At 62.1% G+C, this 24,701-nt stretch carries 23 protein-coding genes; 9 read left to right on the plus strand and 14 right to left on the minus strand.

Annotation, left to right across the window (positions count from 1 at the left end):
• Window positions 1–32: 32 nt before the first annotated feature.
• From M2394_RS05840 to M2394_RS05855, 4 genes are read right to left on the minus strand one after another with little or no spacing between them, the layout of a single operon-like run.
• The gene (locus M2394_RS05840) at window positions 33–794 is read right to left on the minus strand and encodes an SDR family NAD(P)-dependent oxidoreductase (RefSeq protein ID WP_178922955.1); all 762 of its coding nucleotides are present in this window, start codon (window positions 792–794) and stop codon (window positions 33–35) included.
• 10 nt (window positions 795–804) lie between these two features.
• Window positions 805–2,145: an MFS transporter gene (locus M2394_RS05845; RefSeq protein ID WP_178922953.1), complete on the minus strand. Its 1,341-nt coding sequence runs from the start codon at window positions 2,143–2,145 to the stop codon at window positions 805–807.
• Window positions 2,146–2,176: 31 nt separating this feature from the next.
• Complete coding sequence (locus tag M2394_RS05850; RefSeq protein ID WP_010212857.1) at window positions 2,177–3,055, minus strand: polysaccharide deacetylase; 879 nt, start codon at window positions 3,053–3,055, stop codon at window positions 2,177–2,179.
• A gap of 11 nt (window positions 3,056–3,066) precedes the next feature.
• Window positions 3,067–4,398 (minus strand): amidase, encoded by a 1,332-nt coding sequence (locus tag M2394_RS05855; RefSeq protein ID WP_259171880.1) that lies wholly within the window; start codon window positions 4,396–4,398, stop codon window positions 3,067–3,069.
• 337 nt (window positions 4,399–4,735) lie between these two features.
• Between M2394_RS05855 and M2394_RS05860 the strand changes: the two genes are divergently transcribed.
• The 6 genes from M2394_RS05860 (at window position 4,736) to cmoB (ending at window position 11,239) form a co-directional block, all read left to right on the plus strand.
• Entirely contained in the window at window positions 4,736–5,725 is a 990-nt protein-coding gene (locus tag M2394_RS05860) for a GntR family transcriptional regulator (RefSeq protein WP_259171881.1), read from the plus strand.
• 112 nt (window positions 5,726–5,837) lie between these two features.
• Window positions 5,838–8,258: an endopeptidase La gene (gene lon / locus M2394_RS05865; protein WP_259171882.1), complete on the plus strand. Its 2,421-nt coding sequence runs from the start codon at window positions 5,838–5,840 to the stop codon at window positions 8,256–8,258.
• 201 nt (window positions 8,259–8,459) lie between these two features.
• Window positions 8,460–8,849 carry a protease inhibitor I42 family protein gene (locus M2394_RS05870; RefSeq protein WP_178922945.1) on the plus strand — a complete coding sequence of 130 codons (390 nt, stop codon included), beginning with the start codon at window positions 8,460–8,462 and terminating at the stop codon, window positions 8,847–8,849.
• 1 nt (window position 8,850) lies between these two features.
• Complete coding sequence (locus M2394_RS05875) at window positions 8,851–9,507, plus strand: lysoplasmalogenase (protein ID WP_178922943.1); 657 nt, start codon at window positions 8,851–8,853, stop codon at window positions 9,505–9,507.
• Window positions 9,508–9,542: 35 nt separating this feature from the next.
• Complete coding sequence (cmoA, locus tag M2394_RS05880) at window positions 9,543–10,286, plus strand: carboxy-S-adenosyl-L-methionine synthase CmoA (RefSeq protein WP_178922941.1); 744 nt, start codon at window positions 9,543–9,545, stop codon at window positions 10,284–10,286.
• The gene (gene cmoB / locus M2394_RS05885) at window positions 10,283–11,239 is read left to right on the plus strand and encodes a tRNA 5-methoxyuridine(34)/uridine 5-oxyacetic acid(34) synthase CmoB (RefSeq protein WP_178922939.1); all 957 of its coding nucleotides are present in this window, start codon (window positions 10,283–10,285) and stop codon (window positions 11,237–11,239) included. Before cmoA ends, cmoB begins: the two co-directional genes overlap by 4 nt.
• A 131-nt stretch (window positions 11,240–11,370) precedes the next feature.
• On the opposite strand, the gene tadA is transcribed toward cmoB, so the two are convergent.
• The 10 genes from tadA to lptF all read right to left on the minus strand — a co-directional run bounded on the left by tadA (window position 11,371) and on the right by lptF (window position 21,917).
• Window positions 11,371–11,871 carry a tRNA adenosine(34) deaminase TadA gene (tadA, locus tag M2394_RS05890; RefSeq protein ID WP_178922937.1) on the minus strand — a complete coding sequence of 167 codons (501 nt, stop codon included), beginning with the start codon at window positions 11,869–11,871 and terminating at the stop codon, window positions 11,371–11,373.
• A complete protein-coding gene (locus M2394_RS05895) occupies window positions 11,871–13,253 on the minus strand; it encodes a multicopper oxidase family protein (protein ID WP_178922934.1) in 1,383 nt (460 codons plus the stop codon). The genes tadA and M2394_RS05895 overlap by 1 nt, the downstream gene beginning before the upstream one ends.
• 276 nt (window positions 13,254–13,529) lie before the next feature.
• The gene (gene pdxJ, locus M2394_RS05900; RefSeq protein WP_178922932.1) at window positions 13,530–14,273 is read right to left on the minus strand and encodes a pyridoxine 5'-phosphate synthase; all 744 of its coding nucleotides are present in this window, start codon (window positions 14,271–14,273) and stop codon (window positions 13,530–13,532) included.
• 51 nt (window positions 14,274–14,324) lie between these two features.
• Entirely contained in the window at window positions 14,325–15,014 is a 690-nt protein-coding gene (recO, locus tag M2394_RS05905) for a DNA repair protein RecO (protein WP_176994929.1), read from the minus strand.
• Window positions 15,015–15,178: 164 nt separating this feature from the next.
• Complete coding sequence (gene era / locus M2394_RS05910) at window positions 15,179–16,081, minus strand: GTPase Era (protein WP_259171883.1); 903 nt, start codon at window positions 16,079–16,081, stop codon at window positions 15,179–15,181.
• Complete coding sequence (rnc, locus tag M2394_RS05915) at window positions 16,074–16,763, minus strand: ribonuclease III (RefSeq protein WP_033902449.1); 690 nt, start codon at window positions 16,761–16,763, stop codon at window positions 16,074–16,076. The genes era and rnc overlap by 8 nt, the downstream gene beginning before the upstream one ends.
• Before the next feature lie 152 nt (window positions 16,764–16,915).
• Complete coding sequence (gene lepB, locus M2394_RS05920) at window positions 16,916–17,770, minus strand: signal peptidase I (protein WP_176994930.1); 855 nt, start codon at window positions 17,768–17,770, stop codon at window positions 16,916–16,918.
• Window positions 17,771–17,775: 5 nt separating this feature from the next.
• Window positions 17,776–19,575 carry a translation elongation factor 4 gene (lepA, locus tag M2394_RS05925; RefSeq protein ID WP_178922930.1) on the minus strand — a complete coding sequence of 600 codons (1,800 nt, stop codon included), beginning with the start codon at window positions 19,573–19,575 and terminating at the stop codon, window positions 17,776–17,778.
• Window positions 19,576–19,726: 151 nt separating this feature from the next.
• Complete coding sequence (gene lptG / locus M2394_RS05930; protein ID WP_259171884.1) at window positions 19,727–20,806, minus strand: LPS export ABC transporter permease LptG; 1,080 nt, start codon at window positions 20,804–20,806, stop codon at window positions 19,727–19,729.
• A complete protein-coding gene (lptF, locus tag M2394_RS05935) occupies window positions 20,799–21,917 on the minus strand; it encodes an LPS export ABC transporter permease LptF (RefSeq protein WP_178922926.1) in 1,119 nt (372 codons plus the stop codon). Before lptF ends, lptG begins: the two co-directional genes overlap by 8 nt.
• 282 nt (window positions 21,918–22,199) lie before the next feature.
• Here lptF and M2394_RS05940 point away from each other — a divergent pair, with 282 nt between their 5' ends.
• The 3 genes from M2394_RS05940 (at window position 22,200) to M2394_RS05950 (ending at window position 24,682) form a co-directional block, all read left to right on the plus strand.
• Window positions 22,200–23,690: a leucyl aminopeptidase gene (locus tag M2394_RS05940; RefSeq protein ID WP_178922924.1), complete on the plus strand. Its 1,491-nt coding sequence runs from the start codon at window positions 22,200–22,202 to the stop codon at window positions 23,688–23,690.
• Between the two features lie 166 nt (window positions 23,691–23,856).
• Window positions 23,857–24,285, plus strand: coding sequence for a DNA polymerase III subunit chi (locus M2394_RS05945; protein WP_060754987.1), 429 nt, complete (start codon window positions 23,857–23,859; stop codon window positions 24,283–24,285).
• A 7-nt stretch (window positions 24,286–24,292) separates the two neighbouring features.
• Window positions 24,293–24,682: a DNA polymerase III subunit chi gene (locus M2394_RS05950; RefSeq protein WP_176994936.1), complete on the plus strand. Its 390-nt coding sequence runs from the start codon at window positions 24,293–24,295 to the stop codon at window positions 24,680–24,682.
• Window positions 24,683–24,701: the final 19 nt, after the last annotated feature.

Genomic DNA, 24,701 nt, shown 5'->3' on the forward strand with positions numbered 1-24,701 from the left:
CCAGCTCCCACATTTGGATCTATGTACATCCGTTAGTCCGGCCAGCGCACGGTAAGGCCGCCGTCGATGATGATGCTTTGGCCCGTGAGGTAGCTCGACGCTTCACTGGTCAAGAACTGCACCAGCGAGGCCACCTCATCCGCCCGCCCGACACGGCCCAGCGGAATGGCTCGCGCCGCCTTGGCCAAGCCTTCCGGTCCCAGTGAGTTCTTCGCATCCAGCGACTGCGGCGTCTCGATCAACCCGGGGATCACCGCATTGCAACGGATCCCCAGCGGCGCCAGTTCCACCGCCAGCGAACGACACAACCCCGGCACACCGGCTTTGGCCGCCGCGTAGTGGCTGTGCTCCTGCCAGCCATACACGCCACCGGCAATCGACGAGATCGCCACCAGCGCGCCGCCTTCACGCATATGCCGTGTCGCCGCGCGGAAGGTGCGCATCACCCCCGTCAGGTCGACATTGAGCATCTCGTCCCAAAGCGCATCGGTCATCTCCAGCAACGGTGCGCGGCGCAACAGGCCGGCGTTGGCCACCGCGTAATCCAGCCGGCCAAAGTGCTGCACGGCCTGCTCGGCCAGCGCATTCACCGAGGCGCTGTCGCCCACGTCCAGGGGCAGCATGAGGCACTCGCCGCCCGCCCCTTCCACCAAGCCCACGGTGGTGTGCGGGTCGTGAGGATCGGCCGGGTAATACCCGCCGACCACCGCCACGCCCTTTTGCGCATAGGCCACGGCGAGGGCTTGGCCGATGCCGCTGGCGGCGCCGGTAATCAAGGCAACTTTACGGCTCATCATTCACTCCTTACTGAACGGTTTCCGGACGCACATGGCGGGCGGCAAACATCAAGGCGCCGGACAAGAAGCACGGCAGTGCACCGAACCACAGCGCGGCGGTCTGCCAGTCGCTGCCGGCCGACAGCACCTGGGTGGCGCCAAAGCCTGCGACCACTGCGCCGATCGGGCCCATGGCATGGATGATCGCGCCCCCGGTGGCGCGGATGCTGGTGGGGAAACTTTCACTGATGAAGAACAACGCCGCCGAGTACGGGCCGATCAGGAAGAACAGGCCCAGGCTGTACAGCCCGACCACCATCGCCATGTTGCTCGGGCCGAACAGCATGCCGGCGAACGACAGCCCGCCGAGCATCCAGCCCAGGCCGATCACGTTGCGACGGCCGATCTTGTCGCCCATCCAGCCGTGGCTGAGGTAACCGCAGTACCCGACCAGGTTGGACAGCACAAGGATGATCAGCGAGTTCTCGAACGAGATGTGGTGCACGCTGACGATCACCGACGTGCCCAACACGCTGAACACCTGGATCGCTGCCCAGTTGAGCAGCAGCGCTGCGCCGATCACCAACGTGGCGCGACGGGCCGGGCCACGGAACGCCGCCTTGAGGCCGGCCTTGCTGTGTTCGTCGTAGTCGACGCCGTAGGTCACGGCGACGTTTTGCGCTTCTTTCACCGCGCCGCTTTTACGCAGCTCGCTGATGCGCTGGTGGATCTGGAACTGCGGGCTCTCCTTGAGCTTGCGCGCCATGATCGCAATCACGATGGCTGGGATCGCGGCGAAGATGAAGCAGCCTTGCCAACCGATGATCGGCAGCAACAGCGCAGTCAAGCCGGCAGCGATCAACGCGCCCACCGGCCAGCCGCCCTGCACCAGGCTGTAGATGAAGCCACGGCGCTTGGTCAGGCGCGGGTCTTCCGAGGCGCCGTACAGCTCACTCAGATACGTGGCGTTGACGGTTTCCTCGGCATAACCCAGGCCACCCAACGAACGGATCAGAATCAGCGGTGATTTGCCCCACGCGCCGCCGATTGCGGTCAACGCCGAGCACAGCGCAGAACCGGCCACGGTGAAGATGATGCCTTTGCGCCGACCCAGCTTGTCGACGACCGGGCCAATGGCAAAGGCGACCACCGCCGTGCCCACGGCGACCCAGGTTGCAATTTCAGCCTGCTCTACTTCACCCCAGCCAAAGTGCCGGCCGATCTCCGGCAGCAGGGTGCCAAACAGGATGAAGTCATACACCGCAAACACCCAGGCGAAGAACGCGATCCAGGTGGCGAAGCGCACTTCCTGGGACGTCAGTTGCCGGGGTTTCCAGCCGGTCAGGTCAAGCTTGTTGTAGATGGACATGGGTTGCGCCTCAGGGGTGGAAGCATGGGGGTCAGGTACGGGGTTGGCGGCGGATAAAGTCGTCGGCGATTTCGTCGAAGGTGACGAAGCGCACGCCGGCATGGCTCTGGATATGCTCGATCAGACGCTCAAGCATCAGCAGCACTTGCGGGCGGCCGGACACGTCCGGGTGAATGGTCATGGTGAACACCGCGTGTTCGTGTTCGCGGTAGACCCAGTCGAACTGGTCGCGCCACATTTCTTCGAGGTGGCGCGGGTTGACGAAGCCGTGGCTGTTGGGGGCTTTCTTGATGAACATCATCGGCGGCAGGTCGTCGAGGTACCAGTTGGCCGGGATCTCCACCAGGTCGGTTTCTTCGCCGCGCACCAGGGGTTTCATCCAGGTGTCGGGGTGTTGGCTGTAGTCGATCTTGGTCCAGCTGTCGCCCTTGCGCACGTAGTAGGGATGAAAGTCGTTGTGCATCAGGCTGTGGTCGTACTTGATGCCTTTTTTCAGCAGCAGCTCGTTGGTGACCTTGCTGAACTCCCACCATGGCGCGACGTAACCAGTGGGGCGTTTGCCAGTGACCTGGGTGATCAGCTCGATGGATTTATCCAGGACGATTTCTTCCTGCTCGGCCGTCATGGCGATGGGGTTTTCGTGGCTGTAGCCGTGCACGCCGATTTCGTGGCCGGCGTCGGCCACGGCTTTCATCTGCTCGGGGAAGGTTTCCATCGAGTGGCCAGGAATAAACCAGGTGGTGCGCAGGCCGTAGCGCTCGAACAATTTGAGCAGGCGCGGCGCGCCGACTTCACCGGCGAACAGGCCGCGGGAGATGTCGTCCGGCGAGTCTTCGCCGCCGTAGGAACCGAGCCAGCCGGCGACGGCGTCAACGTCGACGCCGAATGCACAGAGAATGTCTTTAGCCATGGTGTGTCTCCTTAAACGTTGAGTACGGATTCGACGGACAACGCGGCGCGCAACAGGCGAGCGTCCTCCCCCGTCGGGGCACTGAGCAGCAGCCCGGTGGGCAGGCCCCCGGCATCGCGGCCGCTGGGCAAGGTCACGCCGGGCATGTCGAGCAAACTGCCCGGCATGGTCAGGCGCAGGGTGGCGAGGTTGGTGGTGACGAAGAGGTCATCGTCGGCTTCCAGCGGTGCCAGCGGCGGCGCCACGTGGGCGACGGTCGGGGTGATGAGCACGGCGCCGTCGAGGTCATCGACCAGTTGTTGCTGCAGGCGCTGGCGTGCGTCCATCAGGTGCAGCAGTTGGCTGGCGGGCAACGCACGCGCGGCTTCGAGGCGACGGCGCACGCGAGGGTCGAGCTGTTCGGCGTCGGCGCTGTCGAGCAAGGCTTCATGCAGGGCGAAGGCTTCGAAGGAGCCGAGCCAACCCTGGCTTTTGATCAGCGCCAGGGTGGCCTGGAACGTGGCCGATGGGCGCACCTCTACCAGGGCGCCGTGGGCTCGCAATCGGTCAACCGCGCGCAGCAGGTTGTTGCGCACGGCCGGCTCGATGTCTTCCAGGGCGCCTTGTTCAAGCACAAAACGCTGGCCCTTGAGGCTGCGCGCGCTGTGGGTGTGGGCACGGCCGTGAAGCAGGTCATCGATGGCCAAGGCATCGCGCACGCTGCGGGTCAGCGGGCCGAGGCTGTCGAGGGTGTGGGCCAGGGGAAACACACCGTCGCGGCTGTAGCGTCGACTGCTGCTGCGGTACCCCACCAGGCCATTGAGCGCGGCGGGAATGCGGATTGAGCCTGCCGTGTCGGTGCCCATGGCGATGGGCACGATCCCGGCGGCCACGGCAACGGCCGACCCGGAGGAAGAGCCACCGGGAATACGCGGTTGGTCGCTCCCGTGGGGATTGTGCGGCGTGCCGAAATGCGGGTTCAGGCCCAGGCCGGAATACGCCAGTTCGCTGAGGTTGGTCTTGCCCACGCTGACCATCCCGGCGCGGCACAACAGGCCCACCGTGGGCGCATCCAGCAAAGCCTGGGGCGCATGGCGACGGTAGGCGGCGCCGGCCGTGGTGATGCTGCCGGCCATGTCGAACAAATCCTTCCAGGCCAGCGGCACACCGTCGAACACACTCAATGGTTGTCCGGCTCGCCAGCGGGCGGCGGCGGCTTCGGCTTCACGGCGGGCGCGCTCGGCGGTCAGGGAAATAAACACGCCTGGGCAGCGACTCGCTTGATCGAGCGCCTGTTCGAGGGCCTGCACCGGGTCGCTGCGACCGCTGGCAAAAGCCTCGGCCATGGAAGTGGCGTCTGACATCAAGATGACCCTCACAAAACGTACATATTAATAAAATGTACATTTTACAAAGGCAGCTTTCGTGCCAGTCTCTGCCAAACAGATTTTGCGCTGCTCAGGTTTTGGGCCTTGAGCTACGGGATAGATGGTTTCAAGCCAGGCAAAAAAATCTTGCCGGGGCATCGCAAAGCGACTTCAATGAAATAATGTATCTTTTATTAATAAGTACATTTTGGTGCAAAAAAGTAACATCCCCATCGGCAAGGCCCCAAATAAGTGCCACTGACGTGGCGCAGAGTGACAGGCACGACTTATGAGAGAATCCCCGGCCACCGTCCTACATGCCTCAGAGAAACCGATGAAAGCAGTGTCCACCTCGGCCTCCCGTTACGCGATGATTCACCAGGTTCTGCGTGATGCGATCGTCAATGGCACTGCCCGCCACGGCCTGGTGTTGCTCGAAGCGCCGCTGGCCGAGCTGTTCGGCACCAGCCGCGTGCCGGTGCGCAGGGCCCTGGATTTGCTGCATGACGAAGGCCTGATCTGCCGCTTCAATGGCCGGGGTTACCTGATCAACCCAGAAGGCTTGGCGATGGAGCCGCTGCGCCTGCCATTGAGCCATGCCCACCTGGGCCTGGATGGCGAGCAGGACTTGGTGGACACTCGGCCGCTGGGCGAGCGCATCGTCGAGGAGATCGGCGCGGCGCTGTCCACCTGCATCGCTTTCGGCCATTACCGCCTGGATGAACAAGCCGCCGCCGACCACTACGGGGTCAGCCGCGCGGTGGTGCGTGAGGCGTTGATGCGCTTGCGCGACCGTGGCCTGGTGGAAAAAGAGCCCTACTCCCAATGGCTGGCCGGGCCGTTGACCGCACGGGAAGTCACCGAAGACTACGAACTGCGCGCCTGCCTGGAACCCGAAGCGTTGCGCCAGAGCGCGCCCAACCTGGACCGCGAGTTGCTCGAAGCCATGTTGCAACGCGTGCGGGATGCCCAGGACAACCCCCACTGCAGCCTGGAAGCCATCGAGCAGATCGAAGAAGACCTGCACCAACGCTGCCTGGCCGGCTTGCAAAACCGCAAGATTGCCGCGCTGATCCGCCAGGGCCAGAGCCCGATGATCATCAGCCGGATTTTCTACCGTTTGCTGGGAATCGGTGCCGACCCGGCCATGTTGGCCGAACATCGCTTGATTCTGGAGTTGCTGCTGCATGGGGCGTTTGATGCGGCAGCGTTGAACCTGCGCGAGCATTTGCAGCGGGCCAGGCAGCGGATGTTGCAGCGGTTGAAGGTGTTGTCGGTATTGCCCGAACAGCCGCTGCCTAGCTACCTGCACAAAATCAGCTGACTCAACGCTCCTACAGTCAATATCATGCAATTTGTTGCTAACTGCTCAACGCCATTGAAACCACCGCTGCGCCGCCCCATCTAACCTCCATACTTCCTTATGCAGGTGCCCCATGAGCGACCAGCAAGCCTTACCTGATTACGACCTGAACGACTACGCCGACCCCGAAAACGCTGAAACCCCTTCGTCGAACACCGGCCTGGCGCTGCCTGGGCAGAACCTGCCCGACAAGGTCTACATCATCCCGATCCACAATCGCCCGTTCTTCCCGGCCCAAGTGCTGCCGGTGATCGTCAATGAAGAACCCTGGGCCGAAACCCTGGAGCTGGTGAGCAAGTCCGACCACCACTCCCTGGCCCTGTTCTTCATGGAGACGCCGCCAGAAGACCCGCGCCATTTCGACACCTCCGCCCTGCCGCTGTACGGCACGCTGGTGAAGGTGCATCACGCCAGCCGCGAGAACGGCAAGCTGCAATTCGTCGCCCAGGGCCTGACCCGGGTGCGCATCAAGACCTGGCTCAAGCACCACCGCCCGCCGTACCTGGTGGAAGTCGAATACCCGCACCAGCCCTCCGAGCCGACCGATGAGGTCAAGGCCTACGGCATGGCGCTGATCAATGCGATCAAGGAACTGCTGCCCCTCAACCCGCTGTACAGCGAAGAGTTGAAGAACTACCTCAACCGCTTCAGCCCCAACGACCCGTCGCCACTCACCGACTTCGCCGCCGCGCTGACCTCGGCCACCGGTAACGAGTTGCAGGAAGTGCTGGACTGCGTGCCCATGCTCAAGCGCATGGAAAAAGTGCTGCCGATGCTGCGCAAGGAAGTCGAGGTTGCGCGCCTGCAAAAGGAAATCTCCGCCGAGGTGAACCGCAAGATCGGCGAGCACCAGCGCGAGTTCTTCCTCAAGGAACAGCTCAAGGTGATCCAGCAGGAACTGGGCCTGACCAAGGACGACCGCAGCGCGGACGTCGAGCAGTTCGAGCAGCGCCTGGTGGGCAAAGTGCTGCCGACCCAGGCGCAAAAGCGCATCAGCGAAGAGATGAACAAGCTGTCGATCCTGGAAACGGGCTCGCCGGAATACGCCGTGACGCGCAACTACCTGGACTGGGCCACCTCGGTGCCGTGGGGCGTGTATGGCGAGGACAAGCTCGACCTGAAACACGCGCGCAAGGTGCTGGATAAACACCACGCGGGCCTGGACGACATCAAGAGCCGCATCCTCGAATTCCTGGCGGTGGGTGCCTACAAAGGTGAGGTCGCCGGTTCCATCGTGCTGCTGGTCGGCCCGCCCGGTGTGGGCAAGACCAGCGTCGGCAAATCCATCGCCGAGTCCCTGGGGCGGCCGTTCTATCGCTTCAGTGTCGGCGGCATGCGCGACGAGGCCGAGATCAAGGGCCATCGCCGCACCTACATCGGCGCCCTGCCGGGCAAGCTGGTGCAGGCGCTGAAAGATGTGGAGGTGATGAACCCGGTGATCATGCTCGACGAGATCGACAAGATGGGCCAGAGCTTCCAGGGCGACCCGGCGTCGGCGCTCCTGGAAACCCTGGACCCGGAGCAGAACGTCGAATTCCTCGACCACTACCTGGACCTGCGCCTGGACCTGTCCAAGGTGCTGTTCGTGTGCACCGCCAACACCCTGGACTCCATTCCCGGGCCGTTGCTGGACCGTATGGAAGTGATTCGCCTGTCGGGCTATATCACCGAAGAAAAAGTCGCCATCGCCAAGCGCCACCTGTGGCCAAAGCAGCTGGAAAAAGCCGGTGTGGCGAAAAACAGCCTGACCATCAGCGACGGCGCCCTGCGTGCATTGATCGACGGCTATGCGCGGGAAGCCGGGGTGCGACAGCTGGAGAAACAGCTGGGCAAGCTGGTGCGCAAGGCGGTGGTCAAACTGCTGGATGAGCCGGACTCGGTGATCAAGATCGGCAACAAGGACCTGGAAAGCTCACTGGGCATGCCGGTGTTCCGCAACGAGCAGGTCTTGTCTGGCACCGGCGTCATCACCGGGCTGGCCTGGACCAGCATGGGCGGCGCCACCCTGCCGATCGAGGCCACGCGCATTCACACGCTCAACCGGGGCTTCAAGCTCACCGGACAATTGGGTGAAGTGATGAAGGAGTCCGCCGAAATTGCCTACAGCTACATCAGCTCGAACCTGAAGTCGTTCGGCGGTGATCCGAAGTTCTTCGACGAAGCCTTTGTGCACCTGCACGTGCCGGAAGGTGCCACGCCTAAAGACGGCCCAAGCGCGGGCGTGACCATGGCCAGTGCGTTGCTGTCGCTGGCACGTAACCAGCCGCCGAAGAAAGGCGTGGCCATGACCGGTGAGCTGACGTTGACCGGGCATGTACTGCCGATTGGCGGGGTACGTGAGAAGGTGATTGCGGCGCGGCGCCAGAAGATTCATGAGCTGATCTTGCCGGAGCCGAACCGTGGCAGTTTTGAAGAGTTGCCGGAGTACTTGAAGGAAGGCATGACGGTGCATTTTGCCAAGCGCTTTGCGGATGTGGCGAAGGTGCTGTTCTGATAACGCTCTAGTGCCTGATCTGGCCTCTTCGCGAGCAAGCCCGCTCCCACAGTTGACCGCGTCCATCTTTGGAATACGGTCGAATGTGGGAGCGGGCTTGCTCGCGAAAGCGCCAGCCCATTCAACACAAATCTCCCTCTTGTCACACCTTGTCTCATCTTCGGTTATGCTCGCCGTTCGTCGTGAATGAACGGAGCCCCCATGACCGCTGCCCGCCTGCTTCTCCCCCTGAGCCTTGCCCTGCTGGCTGCGTGCGCCAGTGCGCCGAAACAGAACGTCACCGTGGAAGACCAGAGCGCCTGCCCGCTCCAGCTCAAAAACGGGCAAAACCTGATCCTCACCCTGCCCAGCAACCCCACCACCGGCTACCGCTGGGCCATCCAGGATTCCGCCGGGGGCGTACTGCGCGCCTTGAGCCCCGAGGTCTACAGCAGCTCGGAGTCCGGCGTCGTCGGCGGTGGCGGCCAGTCCACCTGGCGCTTCCAGGCGTTTGCGACCGGCCAGGGCCGTTTGCGCCTGACCTCCCAACAACCTTGGGAGCCGGAAGCCGAACCTGCCGAATCCTTCGACTGCGCCATCACGGTGAACTGATATGCCTTGGCTGATTCTTGCGTTGATGGGCGCCGGTACTTTTATCTACGGCCTGACCACCCATGCGACCTTGCTGTGCTTGCTGGTCAAACCGCTGCCAGTATTGGCGCTGCTCGGTTGGCTGCACGACGCACCGCCCACTGACTATCGACGCTGGATCAGCCTGGGGCTGATTTTTTCCCTGGTGGGCGATGTGTTACTCGCCTGGCCGGGCGACCTGTTTATCTTTGGCCTGGGCGCCTTTCTGTTCGCCCACTTGGCGTACCTCAAGGCTTATTTCAGTGACTGCCGCCGCCTGGCGCTGCTGCCGTTGGTGTTGGCCCTGGCCGTGGGTGCAGTGCTGTTGAGCATCCTGGTTTCCCACGGCCTGGGCGATTTGCTGATACCGGTGGTGGTTTACGCCACCGTGATCACCGCCATGCTCTGGCGTGCGCTGGCGCGCCTGGGCAGCGGCGTGCCAAAGCGCTCGGCGGCCTTGGCGGCAGCGGGCGCGGCGTCGTTTGTGTTTTCCGACACGCTGATTGGGATCAACCGGTTTGTGGTGGCATTCGAGGCTGCGCCCTATTTGCTGATCACCACCTATTGGCTGGGGCAGTGGGGTATCACTGCATCGGCGTTCCATCAGACAACCCGCGCACACGAGGGCCAAGTTGGCTAAAATGCCGGCCTTTCCCCATCAATGCCGGAACAACCGTGAGCAAAGAACCCGATCGCCTATTCGCCCAGCCCCTGACCCAGGTGCCGGACTTCGCCTTTAACGAGGACGTGGTGCGGGTGTTCCCGGACATGATCAAGCGCTCGGTGCCGGGTTATCCGACCATCGTCGAAAACCTCGGGGTGCTCGCCGCCCAATTCGCCCAACCCAACAGCGTGCTCTACGACCTGGGGTCGTCCCTGGGCGCGGTGACCCAAGCCTTGCGCCGCCATGTGCGCACCGACGGTTGCCGGGTGATCGCAGTGGATAACTCGGCGGCGATGGTCGAGCGTTGCCGCGAATACCTCAATGGCCAGGACTCGATGTTCCAGGAGCTGTTGCCGGTTGAGGTGATCGAGGGCGATATCCTTGCGCTGCAGTTCCAGCCGGCCTCGGTGGTGGCGCTGAACTTCACCCTGCAATTCATCGCGCCCGATGAGCGCCTGGCGTTGCTGTCGCGCATTCGTCAGTCATTGCTGCCGGGCGGTGCGCTCATCCTGTCGGAGAAGCTGCGCTTCAATGACCCCGAAGAGCACGCCTTGCTCACCGACCTGCATATCGCGTTCAAACGCGCCAACGGCTACAGCGAACTGGAAATCGCCCAGAAGCGCAGCGCCATCGAAAACGTCATGAAGCCCGACAGCCTCGAAGAACACCGCGAACGCCTGCTGGCGGCCGGGTTCTCGAAAGTCGTGCCGTGGTTCCAGTGTCTTAACTTTGCCTCGTTGATTGCCTTGCCATGATTGATCTGTCCCCCCTTGCCCGCCATTTGGTCGGCACTCCCCTGGCCGTCTGGGCCCAGGGCCTGCAAGCGCAACTCGATAGCAAGATGGAGAAAGGTCATGGCGACCTGGAACGCTGGCAGAGTGCGCTGGATGCGTTGCCGAAAATCCAGCCCAGTGACGTAGATTTGCTGGGTGGCCTGACCCTCGACACCGACTGCGACGACGACACCCGCGCACAAATGCGCACCGCGCTGATGGGCCTGAGCCCGTGGCGCAAGGGCCCGTTCAACCTGTTCGGCGTGCACGTGGACACCGAATGGCGCTCGGACTGGAAGTGGTCGCGGGTGGCACCGCACTTGAACCTCAAGGGCAAGCGCATCCTCGATGTGGGCTGCGGCAACGGCTACTACATGTGGCGCATGCTCGGCGCCGGTGCCGACAGCGTGATTGGCGTTGATCCGAACTGGTTGTTCTTCTGCCAGTTCCAGGCGGTTCAGCGTTACCTGTCAGAACCCAAGGCCTGGCATTTGCCGTTCCCGTTTGAGGACCTGCCGAGCAATCTGGAAGGCTTCGACACCGTGTTTTCCATGGGCGTGTTCTACCACCGCCGTTCGCCCATCGAACATCTACTCGCGCTGAAAGACACCTTGGTCAAGGGCGGCGAACTGGTGCTGGAAACCCTGGTGGTGGAAGGTGATCAGCAGCAGGTGCTGGTGCCGGAAGACCGTTATGCGCAGATGCGCAACGTGTGGTTCCTGCCGTCGGTGCCGGCGCTGATGCTGTGGCTGCGCCGTGCGGGCTTCAGTGATGTGCGTTGCGTGGATGTGAGCGTGACGACGGTCGAGGAACAGCGCGGGACGGAGTGGATGAAGTATCAGTCACTGAGTGACTTCCTGGACCCGCAAGATCACAGCAAGACGATCGAAGGGCTGCCGGCGCCGATGCGGGCGGTGATCATCGCCAAGAAATAACCCCACGCCATCTGAATAAATGGAGATCAACGGTGGGAGCTGGCTTGCCTGCGATGGCATCACCTGGGTTTGCCTGACCTACCGAGGTGTCTGCATCGCAGGCAAGCCAGCTCCCACAGGGGTATGCGGTGTCAGGTGGCTTGTGGTTTGGCGCGGCGGGCCTTGAAGAATTCGCTGAGTACGGTGCCGCACTCCTCGGCCAGTACGCCACCTTCAAACAGCACCTTATGGTTGAGAAAGCCCTGGGTAAAAAACTGCCCCTGGCTCTGCACGATCCCCGCCTTGGGCTCCAGTGCGCCGTACACCACCCGCGCAATCCGCGAATGCACGATCAGGCCGGCGCACATGCTGCATGGCTCCAGCGTCACATACAGCGTGCTGCCCACCAACCGGTAATTGCTGATGGCTTGCGCGGCGGCGCGGATGGCGACCATCTCGGCATGGGCGCTGGGGTCGTTGCCGCTGATGGGGCAATTGAAGCCCCGGCCGATGATTTCACCGTCCTGCACCAGCACCGCACCCACGGGCACTTCGCCCAGCGCGGCGCCTTGGGCGGCGAGGGCCAAGGCTTCGCGCATGAAGTCCTGGTCGCGGCTGCGGTCGATGATGGCGGCGGGGCGAAACTGGCGCATCACGCCACCTCGATGGCGGCCATCAGGCCGGTTTCCATGTGGTCGATCACGTGGCAGTGGAACATCCACACCCCCGGGTTATCCGCCACCAAGGCCACGCGGGCACGTTCGTTCTTGCCCAGCAGGTAGGTGTCGGTGAAATACGGGATCACCGTGTGGCGGTTTGAGGCGATCACCTTGAAGCTCATGCCGTGCAAGTGGATCGGGTGTTGGTACTGGGTCATGTTCTTCAATTCGAAAATGTAGCTCTTGCCCTTCTCCAGCTTGGCAATCGGGCGGTCGGCGCAGGTCTTGTCGGTGATGTCCCAGGCCTTGCCGTTGATTTGCCACAGGCTGGGCGGCTTGCCGTTGTCGGTATCGACCGACACCGAGCCCACCCATTCGAAATTGAAGTTGAGTTTCTCGGCATTGGCCAGGTCGGGCTCGGCAATCGGGTTGGCGGGCAACGCGGGTGGCCATTCGGTAGGCGCATCGGCATTGGCCACCGACCGGAAGGTGCCCAGGCGCACCGGGCCGTTGCGGATCGACAGTTCCTCGCCGGCCGCCGGCGCCTTGATCGCCAGGCAGATGCGCATGCCGGGGCCCAGCCAGTATTCCTTGCCCAGTGGGCGCGGCTCGATGGGGTTGCCGTCCAGCGCGTAGATCTGCGCTTCGACATCCGGAATGTTGATGCGATAGGTCAGGGTGTTGTCGAGGTTAAGCAGGCGTACGCGGGTGATCTGCCCGGCCGGCAAGTCGATGACCGCCTGGGACACACCATTGATGGTCGACAAGCGCCCGGCCGTGCCGCCGCGTGCTGCCTCACGGGGCACGCTGAACGCGACGAAGGCGCCCTCCTCGTCCACGTGCCAGCTTTTCAGGCTCAGGGTGCGTTCGTGCTTGAAACCGGTGGGTTCGCGTTCTTCGATGATCAGCGGGCCGACCAGGCCACGGCCGAGTTCTTCGCTGCTGTTCACGTGAGGGTGATACCAGTAGCTGCCCGCGTCGGGCACGCGGAACTTGTAGTCGAAGTATTCACCGGGCAATACCGGCAATTGGGAGACGTAGGGCACGCCGTCCATTTCCAGCGGCAGGCGGATGCCGTGCCAGTGGATGGTGGTGGCAACCGGCAGGTGGTTGATGAAACGCACCCGCAGCCATTCGCCCTGGCGCACACGCAACTCGGTGCCAGGCGCCGATGGGCCGAACGCCCAAGCCTGGGTCTTGTGCCCAGGCACCAGCTCCACATCCAGAGGCGCGGCGATCAGTTCGTAATCGTGGCCCGCCTCGGACTCGGCGACTTTCCCCAGCCAGTAGCGGTAGGCGCCACCGGCACCGACGCCCACGACGGCAAGGCCTGCAAGACCACCCAGGATTTGTCGACGGGAAAAGGATCGGGACACAACAACCTCACGTATCTGCCGCAGGCCAGGGCCTGCAAAGGGCAGATACGATACACCGGCATCGGCTAAACAGTAAGGCTTCGCATTGCCGCATGGCTGAATTCAAAGGGTTTTGCCGGGCGACCACAGCTTCGGCCCCCCCAAAGATCAACTGTGGGAGCTGGCTTGCCTGCGATAGCGGTGGGTCAGCAAATGCAGCATTGACTGGTTCACCGCAATCGCGGGCAAGCCCGCTCCCACATTTTTGATCTTCAGTGGTTTTTAGACTGTGTTGAGTCAGGCCTTGGCGGCAGCCAGGATCAGCGCCTTCATCTCGGCCACGGCGCCTTTGAAACCGACGAACAGCGCATGAGCCACCAGCGCATGGCCAATGTTCAGTTCGTTGATGCCGTTGATCGCCGCCACCGCTTCGACGTTGTGGTAATGCAGGCCATGGCCGGCGTTGACGATCAGGCCTTCCTTGAGACCGCAGCTCACACCATCAATGATGCGTTGCAGCTCGTCCGCCACTTCGGTGGGCGTGGTGGCATCGGCGTAACGGCCGGTGTGCAGTTCGATGGCCGGCGCGCCGACACGGCGGGAGGCTTCGATCTGGCGCTCGTCGGCGTCGATGAACAGCGAGACTTCGCTGCCCAGCTTCGACAGGCGCTCAACAGCCGCCTTGATCCGCGCCTCTTGGCCGGCCACGTCGAGGCCGCCTTCGGTGGTCAGTTCCTGGCGGGTTTCGGGCACCAGGCAGATGTGCGCTGGGCGGATGCGTTCGGCGAACTGCATCATCTCTTCGGTCACACCCATCTCGAAGTTCATGCGGGTTTGCAGCACATCCTTGAGCACCAGCACATCGCGCTCCTGGATGTGGCGGCGGTCTTCGCGCAGGTGCACGGTGATGCCGTCGGCGCCCGCTTCTTCGGCGTCCAGCGCGGCCTTGACCGGGTCGGGGTAACGGGTGCCCCGGGCCTGGCGCAGGGTGGCGACGTGGTCGATGTTGACGCCAAGAAGAATGCGATTGCTGGTGGTCACGGAAGCGCTCCTGAAAAGGGAAAGAAACGCCGCACAGCATACACGGGGTTGTCAGGGCTTTCGAAACAACTCGCGACTGACCAGCGGCCGTCCGCCCAAGTGCACGGCCAGGGCCTGGCGCATCAGGCGCTTGGCGGCGGACAAGGCACCGGGGGCGGTCCAGTCGGCTTCGCTCATGGCCAGCAACTCGGTGCCCTGGAACAGGCCGGGTTGTAGCAGGTACACCCGCTCCAAGCCCGCGTCGACTTGCAGGCGATACATGCCGTCGGCGGCGATGGGCTCGCCGTGCAGGTCGTTGGCCAGTTCAAAGCCGTAGCCCAGGTCGTCGAGCAAGCGCCATTCGAAAGCGCGCAGCAGCGGCTCCAAAGGGCGACCTTCGGCCAGGGCCAGCAGGGTGGCAGCGTAGTGATCGAACACGGCCGGGTGCGGGTCTTCGGCTGGCAGCAGGCGAATCAGCAGTTCGTTGAGGTACAAGCCGCTGAACAGCGCCTCGCCATTGAGCCAAGCGGAAGTGCCGACGCTCTCCATGCGGCCGACGTTTTTCAATTCGCCCTTGCCGCGAAACTCCACGTCCAGCGCCACGAAAGGCCGCGCCAATGTGCCCGCCTTGCCCCGTGCGCTGCGCAACACAGCGCGCAGGCGGCCTTGGGGCGTCAGGAAATCCACCAGGGCGCTGGTCTCGCGGTAGGCGCGGCTGTGCAGGACGTAGGCGGGTTGGCTGGGGGGTGGGGATTGGGACATTAGGTTCTCGCTGACAAGCACGGTCTTGAAAACTGCGACTATCCAATGTGGGAGCGGGCTTGCTCGCGAAAGCGGAGTGTCAGTCGATACATTCATCACTGATAAACCGTATTCGCGAGCAAGCCCGCTCCCACATTTTAACTTGCGGCGTTACCGAAGGGCGCTTACAGGTCGCCGTAGCCCAGGGATCGCAGTGCGCGCTCGTCGTCGGACCAGCCGCCTTTCACCTTCACCCACAGGTTGAGCATGATCTTGGAGTCGAACAGCAGCTCCATGTCCTTGCGCGCCTCGGTGCCGATGCGCTTGATGCGCTCGCCCTTGTCGCCAATGATGATTTTCTTCTGGCCATCGCGCTCGACGAGGATCAGCGCATGGATGTGCAAGGTCTTGCCCTGCTGCTTGAACTCTTCGATCTCGACGGTGATCTGGTACGGCAGCTCGGCACCCATCTGGCGCATGATTTTCTCGCGCACCAGTTCGGCGGCGAGGAAACGGCTGCTGCGGTCGGTGATCTGGTCTTCCGGGAAGAAGTGCTCGTTCTCCGGCAGGTGCTCGGCGATCACGCGCTCCAGGGCATCCAGGTTGTGGCCTTGCTGGGCCGAGATCGGGATGATCTGGGCGTTCGGCAGTTGTTCCTGCAGCCAGCTCAGGTGGGGCATCAGCTCGGCTTTGTCTTCGATACGGTCGGTCTTGTTCAGCGCGACGATCAGCGGGCCGGTGACGTACTGCACGCGCTCCAGGACCATCTGGTCTTCATCGGTCCACTTGGTGCGGTCGACCACGAAGATCACCACGTCGACGTCTTTCAACGCCGCCGAAGCGGTCTTGTTCATGTAGCGGTTGAGGGCTTTCTCGCCGCCTTTGTGCATGCCCGGGGTGTCGACGTAGACCGCTTGCACGTTGCCTTCGGTCTTGATGCCCAGCATGTTGTGGCGGGTGGTCTGGGGCTTGCGCGAAGTGATCGCGAGCTTCTGGCCGAGGATGTGGTTGAGCAACGTGGACTTGCCCACGTTCGGGCGGCCGACGATGGCAACATAGCCACAGCGTGTTGCGGTTGAATCAGTCATGGCCATTCTCCACGCCCAGGGCAATCAGTGCTGCTGCGGCCGCTACCTGTTCGGCAATACGACGGCTCACACCCTGACCTCGGCTTTTTTCGTTCAGTAAGGTGATTTCACATTCCACGAAGAACACGCGGCAATGGGGTTCACCCTGGATATCCACCACTTCATAGCGTGGCAGTTCGCAACCACGGGACTGCAGGAATTCCTGCAGGCGGGTCTTGGGGTCTTTGTTGGTGTCGACCAGCGTGAGGCTTTCGATCTCGGAGGTCAGCCAGGCGGTGACCCGCTCCTTGGCCGCTTCCATGCCTGCGTCCAGGTAGATCGCACCGATCAGCGCTTCGAGGGCGTCGGCCAGGATCGACTCGCGACGGAAACCGCCGCTCTTCAATTCGCCGGAGCCCAGGCGCAGGTACTCGCCCAGGCCGAAGCCACGGGCCAGCACAGCCAGGGTTTCGCCCTTCACCAGGCGCGCGCGCAGGCGCGACAGCTGGCCTTCACGGGCTTGGGGGAAACGCTCGAACAGCGCTTCACCGGCGACGAAATTGAGGATGGCATCACCGAGGAATTCCAGGCGCTCGTTATTACGCCCGGCAAAACTGCGGTGTGTGAGGGCAAGGACCATCAATTCCTGGTCCTTGAAGGTGTAGCCGAGCTGGCGCTCGAGACGACTTAGGGAAACGGTCACGGTTTATCCATATCTAGTTGGTGGCACCGGCGGCCATCGACGATTGACGCAGTGTTCAAATTCACATCCTGGTTGGTGCTGCTTGGGGCCGGCTACAAAATTGTCCCAGCCCCAGAAAAGCATTCGGCGCTGTGTTCACAGCGCCGCTTGTATTACTTGATCAGCCCGACCCGCGAGAAGTTCGGCAGGTGGCTGAGCTTGGGTTCCGGCCAGCTCATCCAGACCGCAAAGGCCTTGCCGACGATGTTCTCGTCGGGGACCATGCCCAGCAGGTCCTTGGGAATGTTGGGATCATCCCAGTACCGGCTGTCGTTGGAGTTGTCGCGGTTGTCGCCCATCATGAAGTAGTGCCCGGCTGGCACTTTCCACTCGCCATCCGGCATCGCGCGGTAGCGGCTCATTTCCTTGCGGATTTCGTGCTCCACCGCACCGAGTTTTTCCAGGTACAGCTCAGCGCTGCCCAGGGTGTTCGGCTCGGCGCCGATCAATTTCTCGGCAACCGACTCGCCATTGACGAACAAGCGCTTGTCGCTGGTGTAGCGGATCACGTCACCCGGCAGGCCCACCACACGCTTGATGTAGTTAACGTTCGGGTCGCTTGGGTAGCGGAACACCATCACATCGCCACGCTGCGGATCACCCACCTGGATGACCTTCTTGTCGATCACCGGCAAACGGATCCCGTAGGAGAACTTGTTCACCAGGATGAAGTCGCCCACGTCCAGGGTCGGCTTCATCGACCCCGAAGGGATCTGGAACGGTTCCACCAGGAACGAACGCAACACCAGCACGATGAACAGCACCGGGAAGAACGACTTGCCGTACTCAACCAGCAGCGGCTCTTTGTTCAGCTTCTCGATCACCACGGCATCGGGCTGGCCGACGCTGCCCTGATAGGACGCGATAGCCGCCCGCCGACGCGGGGCGAAGAACACCAGATCGAGCAACGCCAGGAGACCGCAAACGGCAACGGCGATGACCAGCAACAGCGGGAAATTTAGTGACATAGGACCTAACTATCCAACCTGAGCACCGCAAGGAAGGCTTCTTGTGGAACTTCCACGTTGCCTACTTGCTTCATGCGTTTTTTACCGGCCTTTTGCTTCTCAAGCAGCTTGCGCTTACGGCTTACGTCACCGCCGTAGCATTTGGCCAGTACGTTCTTTCTGAGAGCCTTGACGGAGGTCCGTGCAATGATCTGCCCGCCAATGGCGGCCTGGATCGCGACGTCGAACATCTGGCGCGGAATCAGTTCTTTCATCTTCTCGGTCAACTGGCGACCTTTGTAGTGCGCGTTGTCCTTGTGCACGATCAGCGCCAGGGCATCGACCTTGTCGCCATTGATCAGCACGTCCAGTTTCACCAGATTAGCCGATTGGTACCGGTCGAAATGGTAATCCAGCGAAGCATAGCCGCGACTGGTGGACTTGAGGCGGTCGAAGAAGTCCAGGACCACTTCGTTCATCGGCATGTCGTAGGTGACTTGCACCTGGGTACCGAGGAACAGCATGTCGCGTTGTACGCCACGCTTTTCGATGCACAGGGTGATGACGTTGCCCAGGTGCTCCTGCGGCACCAGGATATTGGCCCGCACGATAGGCTCGCGCATGTCGTCGATGGCCGAGAGATCCGGGAGCTTGGACGGGTTGTCGACGTAAATCGTTTCACCAGTTTTCAGCAACAGCTCGAAAATAACCGTTGGCGCGGTGGTGATCAGGTCCAGGTCGTATTCGCGCTCGAGGCGCTCCTGGATGATTTCCATGTGCAGCATGCCCAGGAAACCGCAGCGGAAGCCGAAGCCCAGGGCGTCGGAGCTTTCCGGGGTGTACTGCAACGACGAGTCGTTGAGGGTCAGCTTTTGCAGGGCTTCGCGGAAATCTTCGAAGTCATCGGAACTGACCGGGAACAGGCCGGCGTAGACCTGTGGCTGGATGCGCTTGAAACCTGGCAGCACGTCGACGTCGGGCGTGGAGCTCAAGGTCAGGGTATCACCCACCGGTGCACCGTGAATGTCCTTGATGCCGGCGATGATGAAGCCTACTTCACCGGCTTTCAGATCAACGGTAGCGGTGTGCTTGGGGTTGAACACACCGACGCTGTCCACCAGGTGGATCTTGCCGGTGGATTTGACCAGGATCTTGTCGCCCTTCTTCACACGGCCGTGGCGCACGCGTACCAGGGAGACAACGCCCAGGTAGTTGTCGAACCAGGAGTCGATGATCAACGCTTGCAGCGGATCGTCGTAGTTGCCGGTGGGCGCAGGAATGGTGTGCACCAGGCGTTCGAGCACTTCGTCGACACCCAGGCCGGTCTTGGCGCTGCAGGTGACGGCGTCGGTGGCGTCGATGCCGATGATCTTCTCGATCTCTTCCTTGACGCGCTCGGGCTCGGCCTGTGGCAGGTCGATCTTGTTCAGCACGGGCATGACTTCCAGGCCCTGCTCGATCGCGGTGTAGCAGTTGGCAACCGATTGCGCTTCAACGCCCTGGCCTGCGTCAACCACCAGCAAGGCACCTTCACAGGCCGCCAGGGAACGGCTGACTTCGTAGGTGAAGTCGACGTGGCCCGGGGTATCAATGAAGTTCAGCTGGTAGGTGATGCCGTCTTTGGCTTTGTAGTACAGCGTAACGCTGTGGGCCTTGATGGTGATCCCGCGCTCGCGTTCGAGGTCCATGGAATCCAGTACCTGGGCTTCCATTTCACGCTCGGCAAGGCCGCCGCACATCTGGATGAATCGATCGGCCAGCGTCGACTTGCCATGGTCAATGTGGGCGATGATGGAGAAATTGCGGATATGACTCAAATCACTCACGGATCAACACTCAAAAAGGCTGCAGGCAGATTGCCCGCTGAAAAATAGCCGGGAATTGTACCTGATGCTCTGGCCAGACGTCATCTTTGCTGACCAGAACAAAAATGCCCCGGTCTCTCGACTGGGGCATTTTTTGAACATAAGCGCGGTATCAACCGGCCCGGCGCAACAGCCAGAACCCGGCCAGGGCGCAAATAGTGGTGGGCACCAGCACCGCAAACAGCGGCGAGAAGCCAAACACCAGGCTCGAGGGGCCGAGCAGGTCCTGGGCAATGCGGAAGGTGAAACCTACCAGCACGCCGGTGAACACACGCTGCCCCAGGGTCACGGAGCGCAGCGGGCCGAAGATGAACGAGATGGCCATCAACACCAGCGCAGCGGTTACCACCGGCTGCAAGACTTTTACCCAGAATGCCAGCCAGTAGCGGCCGTTGTTCAGGCCCTGGTCCTTCAGGTAGTGGATGTACCCCCAAAGCCCGGAGATCGGCAGGCTTTCCGGGATCATCACTACCGTATTCAGAAGTTCCGGCTTAAGCGCGATATCCCACGCCTCGCTCGGCACGCTGATGACTTCGGTGCTGGCCTTGATGCCCTGGCCGATATTGCGGAAGTAAGTGGTGGTGACGTCGGTCAGCTGCCACTTTTGATCACTGTACTGCGCACGCTTGGCGAAGCTGGACGACAACATGTGACGCTCTTTGTCGAAGGTGTAGCGCGTCACACCAATCAACAGGCCGCCCGGTTGCACGGCGTTGATGTGGATGAACTCATCACCCTGGCGGTGCCACAGGCCGTGCTTGGAGCTTTGCGCATCGCCCGAACCCTGTGCCAGGGCTCGGTTGGCCTGGGCTGCAGCTTCGGAGGGCGGTGCCACGTACTCGCCGATCAGCACGCTGCAGGCCATCAGCAGCAGCATGGGTTTCATCACCGCCCAGACGATGCGGCCGATGGAAACACCGGCTGCGCGCATGATGGTCAGTTCGCTGCTGCTGGCCAGGCTGCCCAGGCCGATCAGGCAACCGATCAACGCGGCCATCGGCATCATGTCGTAGAGGCGACGCGGGGCGGTGAGCGCCACGAAGCCCAGTACATCCATGACCGTGTAGGTATTGGTGACGTTGCCAACTTCATCAATGAAGGCGAACAACGAAGCCAAGCCGAGGATGATGCCCAATACCGCCAGGATGGCGATCAGTACGCTGCTACCAATGTAGCGATCTAGCTTAGCCACGAGCCAGCTCCTTCAGGCCACGACGGCTCTTCATTTTCAAACGAATAGGCTCCCAGTAGAGCAACCCCAGGCCGATCGCCAGGAAAATCCCGTGCACCCACCACAGGCCCAGGACCGGCGACAGCTTGCCTTTCTCCAGGGAACCACGGGCGGAAATCAGGATGGTGAGGTAGGCCATGTACAGCAGGATCGCCGGCAGCAGCTTAAGGAAACGGCCCTGGCGCGGGTTGACGCGCGACAGCGGCACGGCCATCAGCGTGACAATGAACACCAGCAACGGCAGGGACAGACGCCACTGCAGTTCGGCAATGGAGCGCAGCTCCTGGCTGCCGAACAGCGACGAGGTCGGCAGCGCATCGCGGTCGGTCACTTCGTCACTGACATCGGGCTTGGCGAGCATCACGCCATAGGTGTCGTACTTGATTGCACGATAGTCCGCCAGGCCAGGGCTGCCATCGTAGCGGTAGCCATTTTCGAGGATCAGGTAACGGCTGCCGTCAGGGCGTACTTCCTGGCGGCCGGTGTCGGCCACCAGAATGGAAATGCCACGGTCTTTCTGGTTCTGCCCCAGGTTTTTCTGGGAGATGAACACGCCGCCCAGGTTGGCGCGGTCTTCTGTCATGGTTTCCGTGTAGGTCACTCGCGTGCCGTCATTGAGCGCTTGGAAACGCCCGGGTTCCAGGGTGTCGAACTCGGTCATGGCGTCCTGCTTGTTCAGCAGCAACTGGAACTGCATGGCCCCTTGTGGCGCCAGGCTCATGCTCAGCCAGGCCACCACCAGCGCAACACCGGCGGCCGGCACCATGGTCATGGCCAGCAAACGCTGCTGGCTCATGCCGGTGGCGGAAAGCACGGTCATCTCGCTTTCAAGGTACAACCGGCCATAAGCCAGCAAGATGCCGAGAAACAGGCCAAGGGGCAGGATAAGTTGCAGGAAGCCCGGCAGGCGGAAGCCCATGATCAGGAACAACGAGCCCGGATCCAGGGCGCCCGAGGCAGCCTGGGCAAGGAACTTGACGAAACGACCACTCATGGTGATGACCAGCAATACCGCACTCACGGCACTCAGGGTCAACAGGACTTCGCGGGACAGATAACGGAAGACGATCAAACCAGACACTCCAGGGTTGTCAGGCTAAGGCGGCCAAACAAGCAAGCATACCAGTCAGCCCGTTTACACGGGCCGGCTAAAAAGATGGCGCATTATCCTGTGATTGGCCGCGCCTGTCACTGCGCAACCTCATGCGCGTACACAAAGCTGCTGGCAAGGGTTGTCAGGCTCCGCTGGCGAGGTTCAAACTGCGGCCTTTGTCGCTGGCGGTTTACACAGCTGCCATGCTTTAAAGCCTGCGTACAAACGCCAGGCTCTCAGACCTTTATAAGGGACCCGAAAATGGAATTGGTTGTAAAAAGCGTTAGCCCCGAAACGTTGAAAACCGCCACCCTCGTGGTCGCTGTCGGCGAAGGCCGCAAACTCGGCGTCGCCGCCAAGCAACTGGATGAACTGAGCGGCGGCGCCATCAGCGCGGTCCTCAAGCGCGGCGACCTGGCCGGCAAAGTGGGCCAGAGCCTGCTGCTGCAAAGCCTGCCCAACCTCAAGGCCGACCGCGTGCTGCTGGTGGGCGTGGGCAAAGATGCCGAACTGGGCGACCGCCCTTTCCGCAAGATCGTCAGCGGCATCCTCACCACCCTCAAAGGCCTGGGCGGCACCGATGCGGCCCTGGCGCTGGATGAAGTGGTGGTCAAAGGCCGTGACAGCTATGGCAAGACCCGCCTGCTGGCTGAAAGCCTGGTGGATGGCGGCTATATCTTCGACCAATTCAAGAGCACCAAGGCCGAACCTCGCGCCCTGAAAAAAATCACCCTGCTGACCATCAAGGCTGCCCAGGCTGAAGTCGAGCGCGCCGTGACCCACGCTACCGCCATTGCCAAGGGCATGTCGTTTACCCGGGACCTGGGCAACCTGCCACCGAACATCTGCCACCCCACCTTCCTCGGCGAACAGGCCAAGGCGCTGGGCAAAGAGTTCAAGGGCCTGAAGGTCGAAGTGCTGGACGAGAAGAAGATCAAGGAACTGGGCATGGGCTCGTTCTACGCCGTGGGCCAGGGCAGCGACCAGCCGCCACGCCTGATCGTGATGCAATACAACGGCGGCAAGAAGTCCGAGAAGCCTTACGCCCTGGTCGGCAAAGGCATCACCTTCGACACCGGCGGCATCAGCCTCAAGCCGGGCCTGGGCATGGACGAAATGAAGTACGACATGGGCGGCGCCGCCAGCGTGTTCGGCACCCTGCGTGCCGTGCTGGAGCTCAAGCTGCCGATCAACCTGGTGTGCATCCTGGCCTGCGCTGAGAACATGCCGAGCGGCGGCGCGACCCGTCCGGGCGACATCGTCACCACCCTGAGCGGCCAGACCGTCGAAATCCTCAACACCGACGCCGAAGGCCGTTTGGTGCTCTGCGACGCCCTGACCTACGCCGAGCGCTTCAAGCCGCAGGCCGTGATCGACATCGCCACCCTGACCGGTGCCTGCATCGTGGCCCTGGGTTCCCACACCTCGGGCCTGCTGGGCAACAGCGACGAGCTGATCGAGCAACTGCTCAGCGCCGGTAAAGCAGCCGACGACCGCGCCTGGCAACTGCCGCTGTTCGATGAGTACCAGGAACAGCTGGACAGCCCGTTCGCCGACATCGCCAACATCGGCGGCCCGAAAGCCGGCACCATCACCGCAGCCTGCTTCCTGTCGCGCTTCGCCAAGAACTTCAACTGGGCGCACCTGGACATCGCCGGCACGGCCTGGACCAGCGGCGGCAAGGACAAGGGCGCCACTGGCCGTCCGGTTCCCCTGCTGACCCAGTACCTGCTGGATCGCGCCAAGGCCTAACCGCAACACCCTTGTAGGGCCCGGCTTGTTGTGGCGAGGGAGCTTGCTCCCGTTGGACTGCGAAGCAGTCCCCAGCTATTGGGGACGCTTCGCGCACGTTTTCAAAGACGCCATCGCCGGCAAGCCGGGCTCCTACGAGGGGGTATGCGTAAGCCCAGGAAATGTAATGACCCAAGTCGACTTCTATATATTGCCCAGCGCCGACCCGCTTGCGCGCCTGGACTTTGCCTGCAAACTCACCGAAAAAGCCTGGCGCATGGGCCACCGTATCTACCTGCACTGCAGCGATGCCGCCCAACGCGACGAACTGGACGCCCGCCTGTGGCGTTTCAAAGGCGAAAGTTTCGTGCCCCACGGCCCCGCCGAGTCCGAACCCGACGGCCTGGTTGTCCTCGGTTTAGGGGACAGTTGCGGCGATCACCATGACCTGCTGGTCAACCTGGACCTGAAAGTGCCGCCCTTTGCCAAGGCGTTTGCCCGGGTGGCCGAAGTAGTGGTGGAAGATCCGGCTATTCGTCAGGCCGCGCGGGAGAGTTTCCGTTTCTACCGTGAACAGGGCTATCCTCTCCAAGATCACCGGCTACAACGACTTTGAGTAAACGATGGACACTCCCAACCCTATAAAAAAAGACGACCACCTGCTGGACGACCTGGAGTCGATCCGTCAGTTGCTCGGTGATGATGACTTGCAACCGCCGCTGTTGACCGAATCGGTCGAAGGCGAGGTACAGATTCCGCTGCTGTTCGACATGGTCGGCGGCAAGCCCGTGACGCCCGAGCCAGTTGCTGAGGCTCCCGCTGCCGAACCTGCGCCTGCCGCCGCTGAAAAAGCGCCTGACGCCCTGCTGCTGCACCTGGACAACGAACTGCGCGCCGCCGCGCAACTGATCATGCAGGACGTGATCGACGACTTTGCCCCGCATATCGAGGCGGAGATCAAACGCCGGATGGATGCGCGGATGGAGCGATTGCTCAGCCAATACCAGTCCTGAGATGGACAGATCTCCTGTG

Origin of the sequence: Pseudomonas sp. BIGb0164, assembly GCF_024810135.1 — a bacterium.
In the GTDB taxonomy this organism is placed as follows: Bacteria; Pseudomonadota; Gammaproteobacteria; order Pseudomonadales; family Pseudomonadaceae; genus Aquipseudomonas.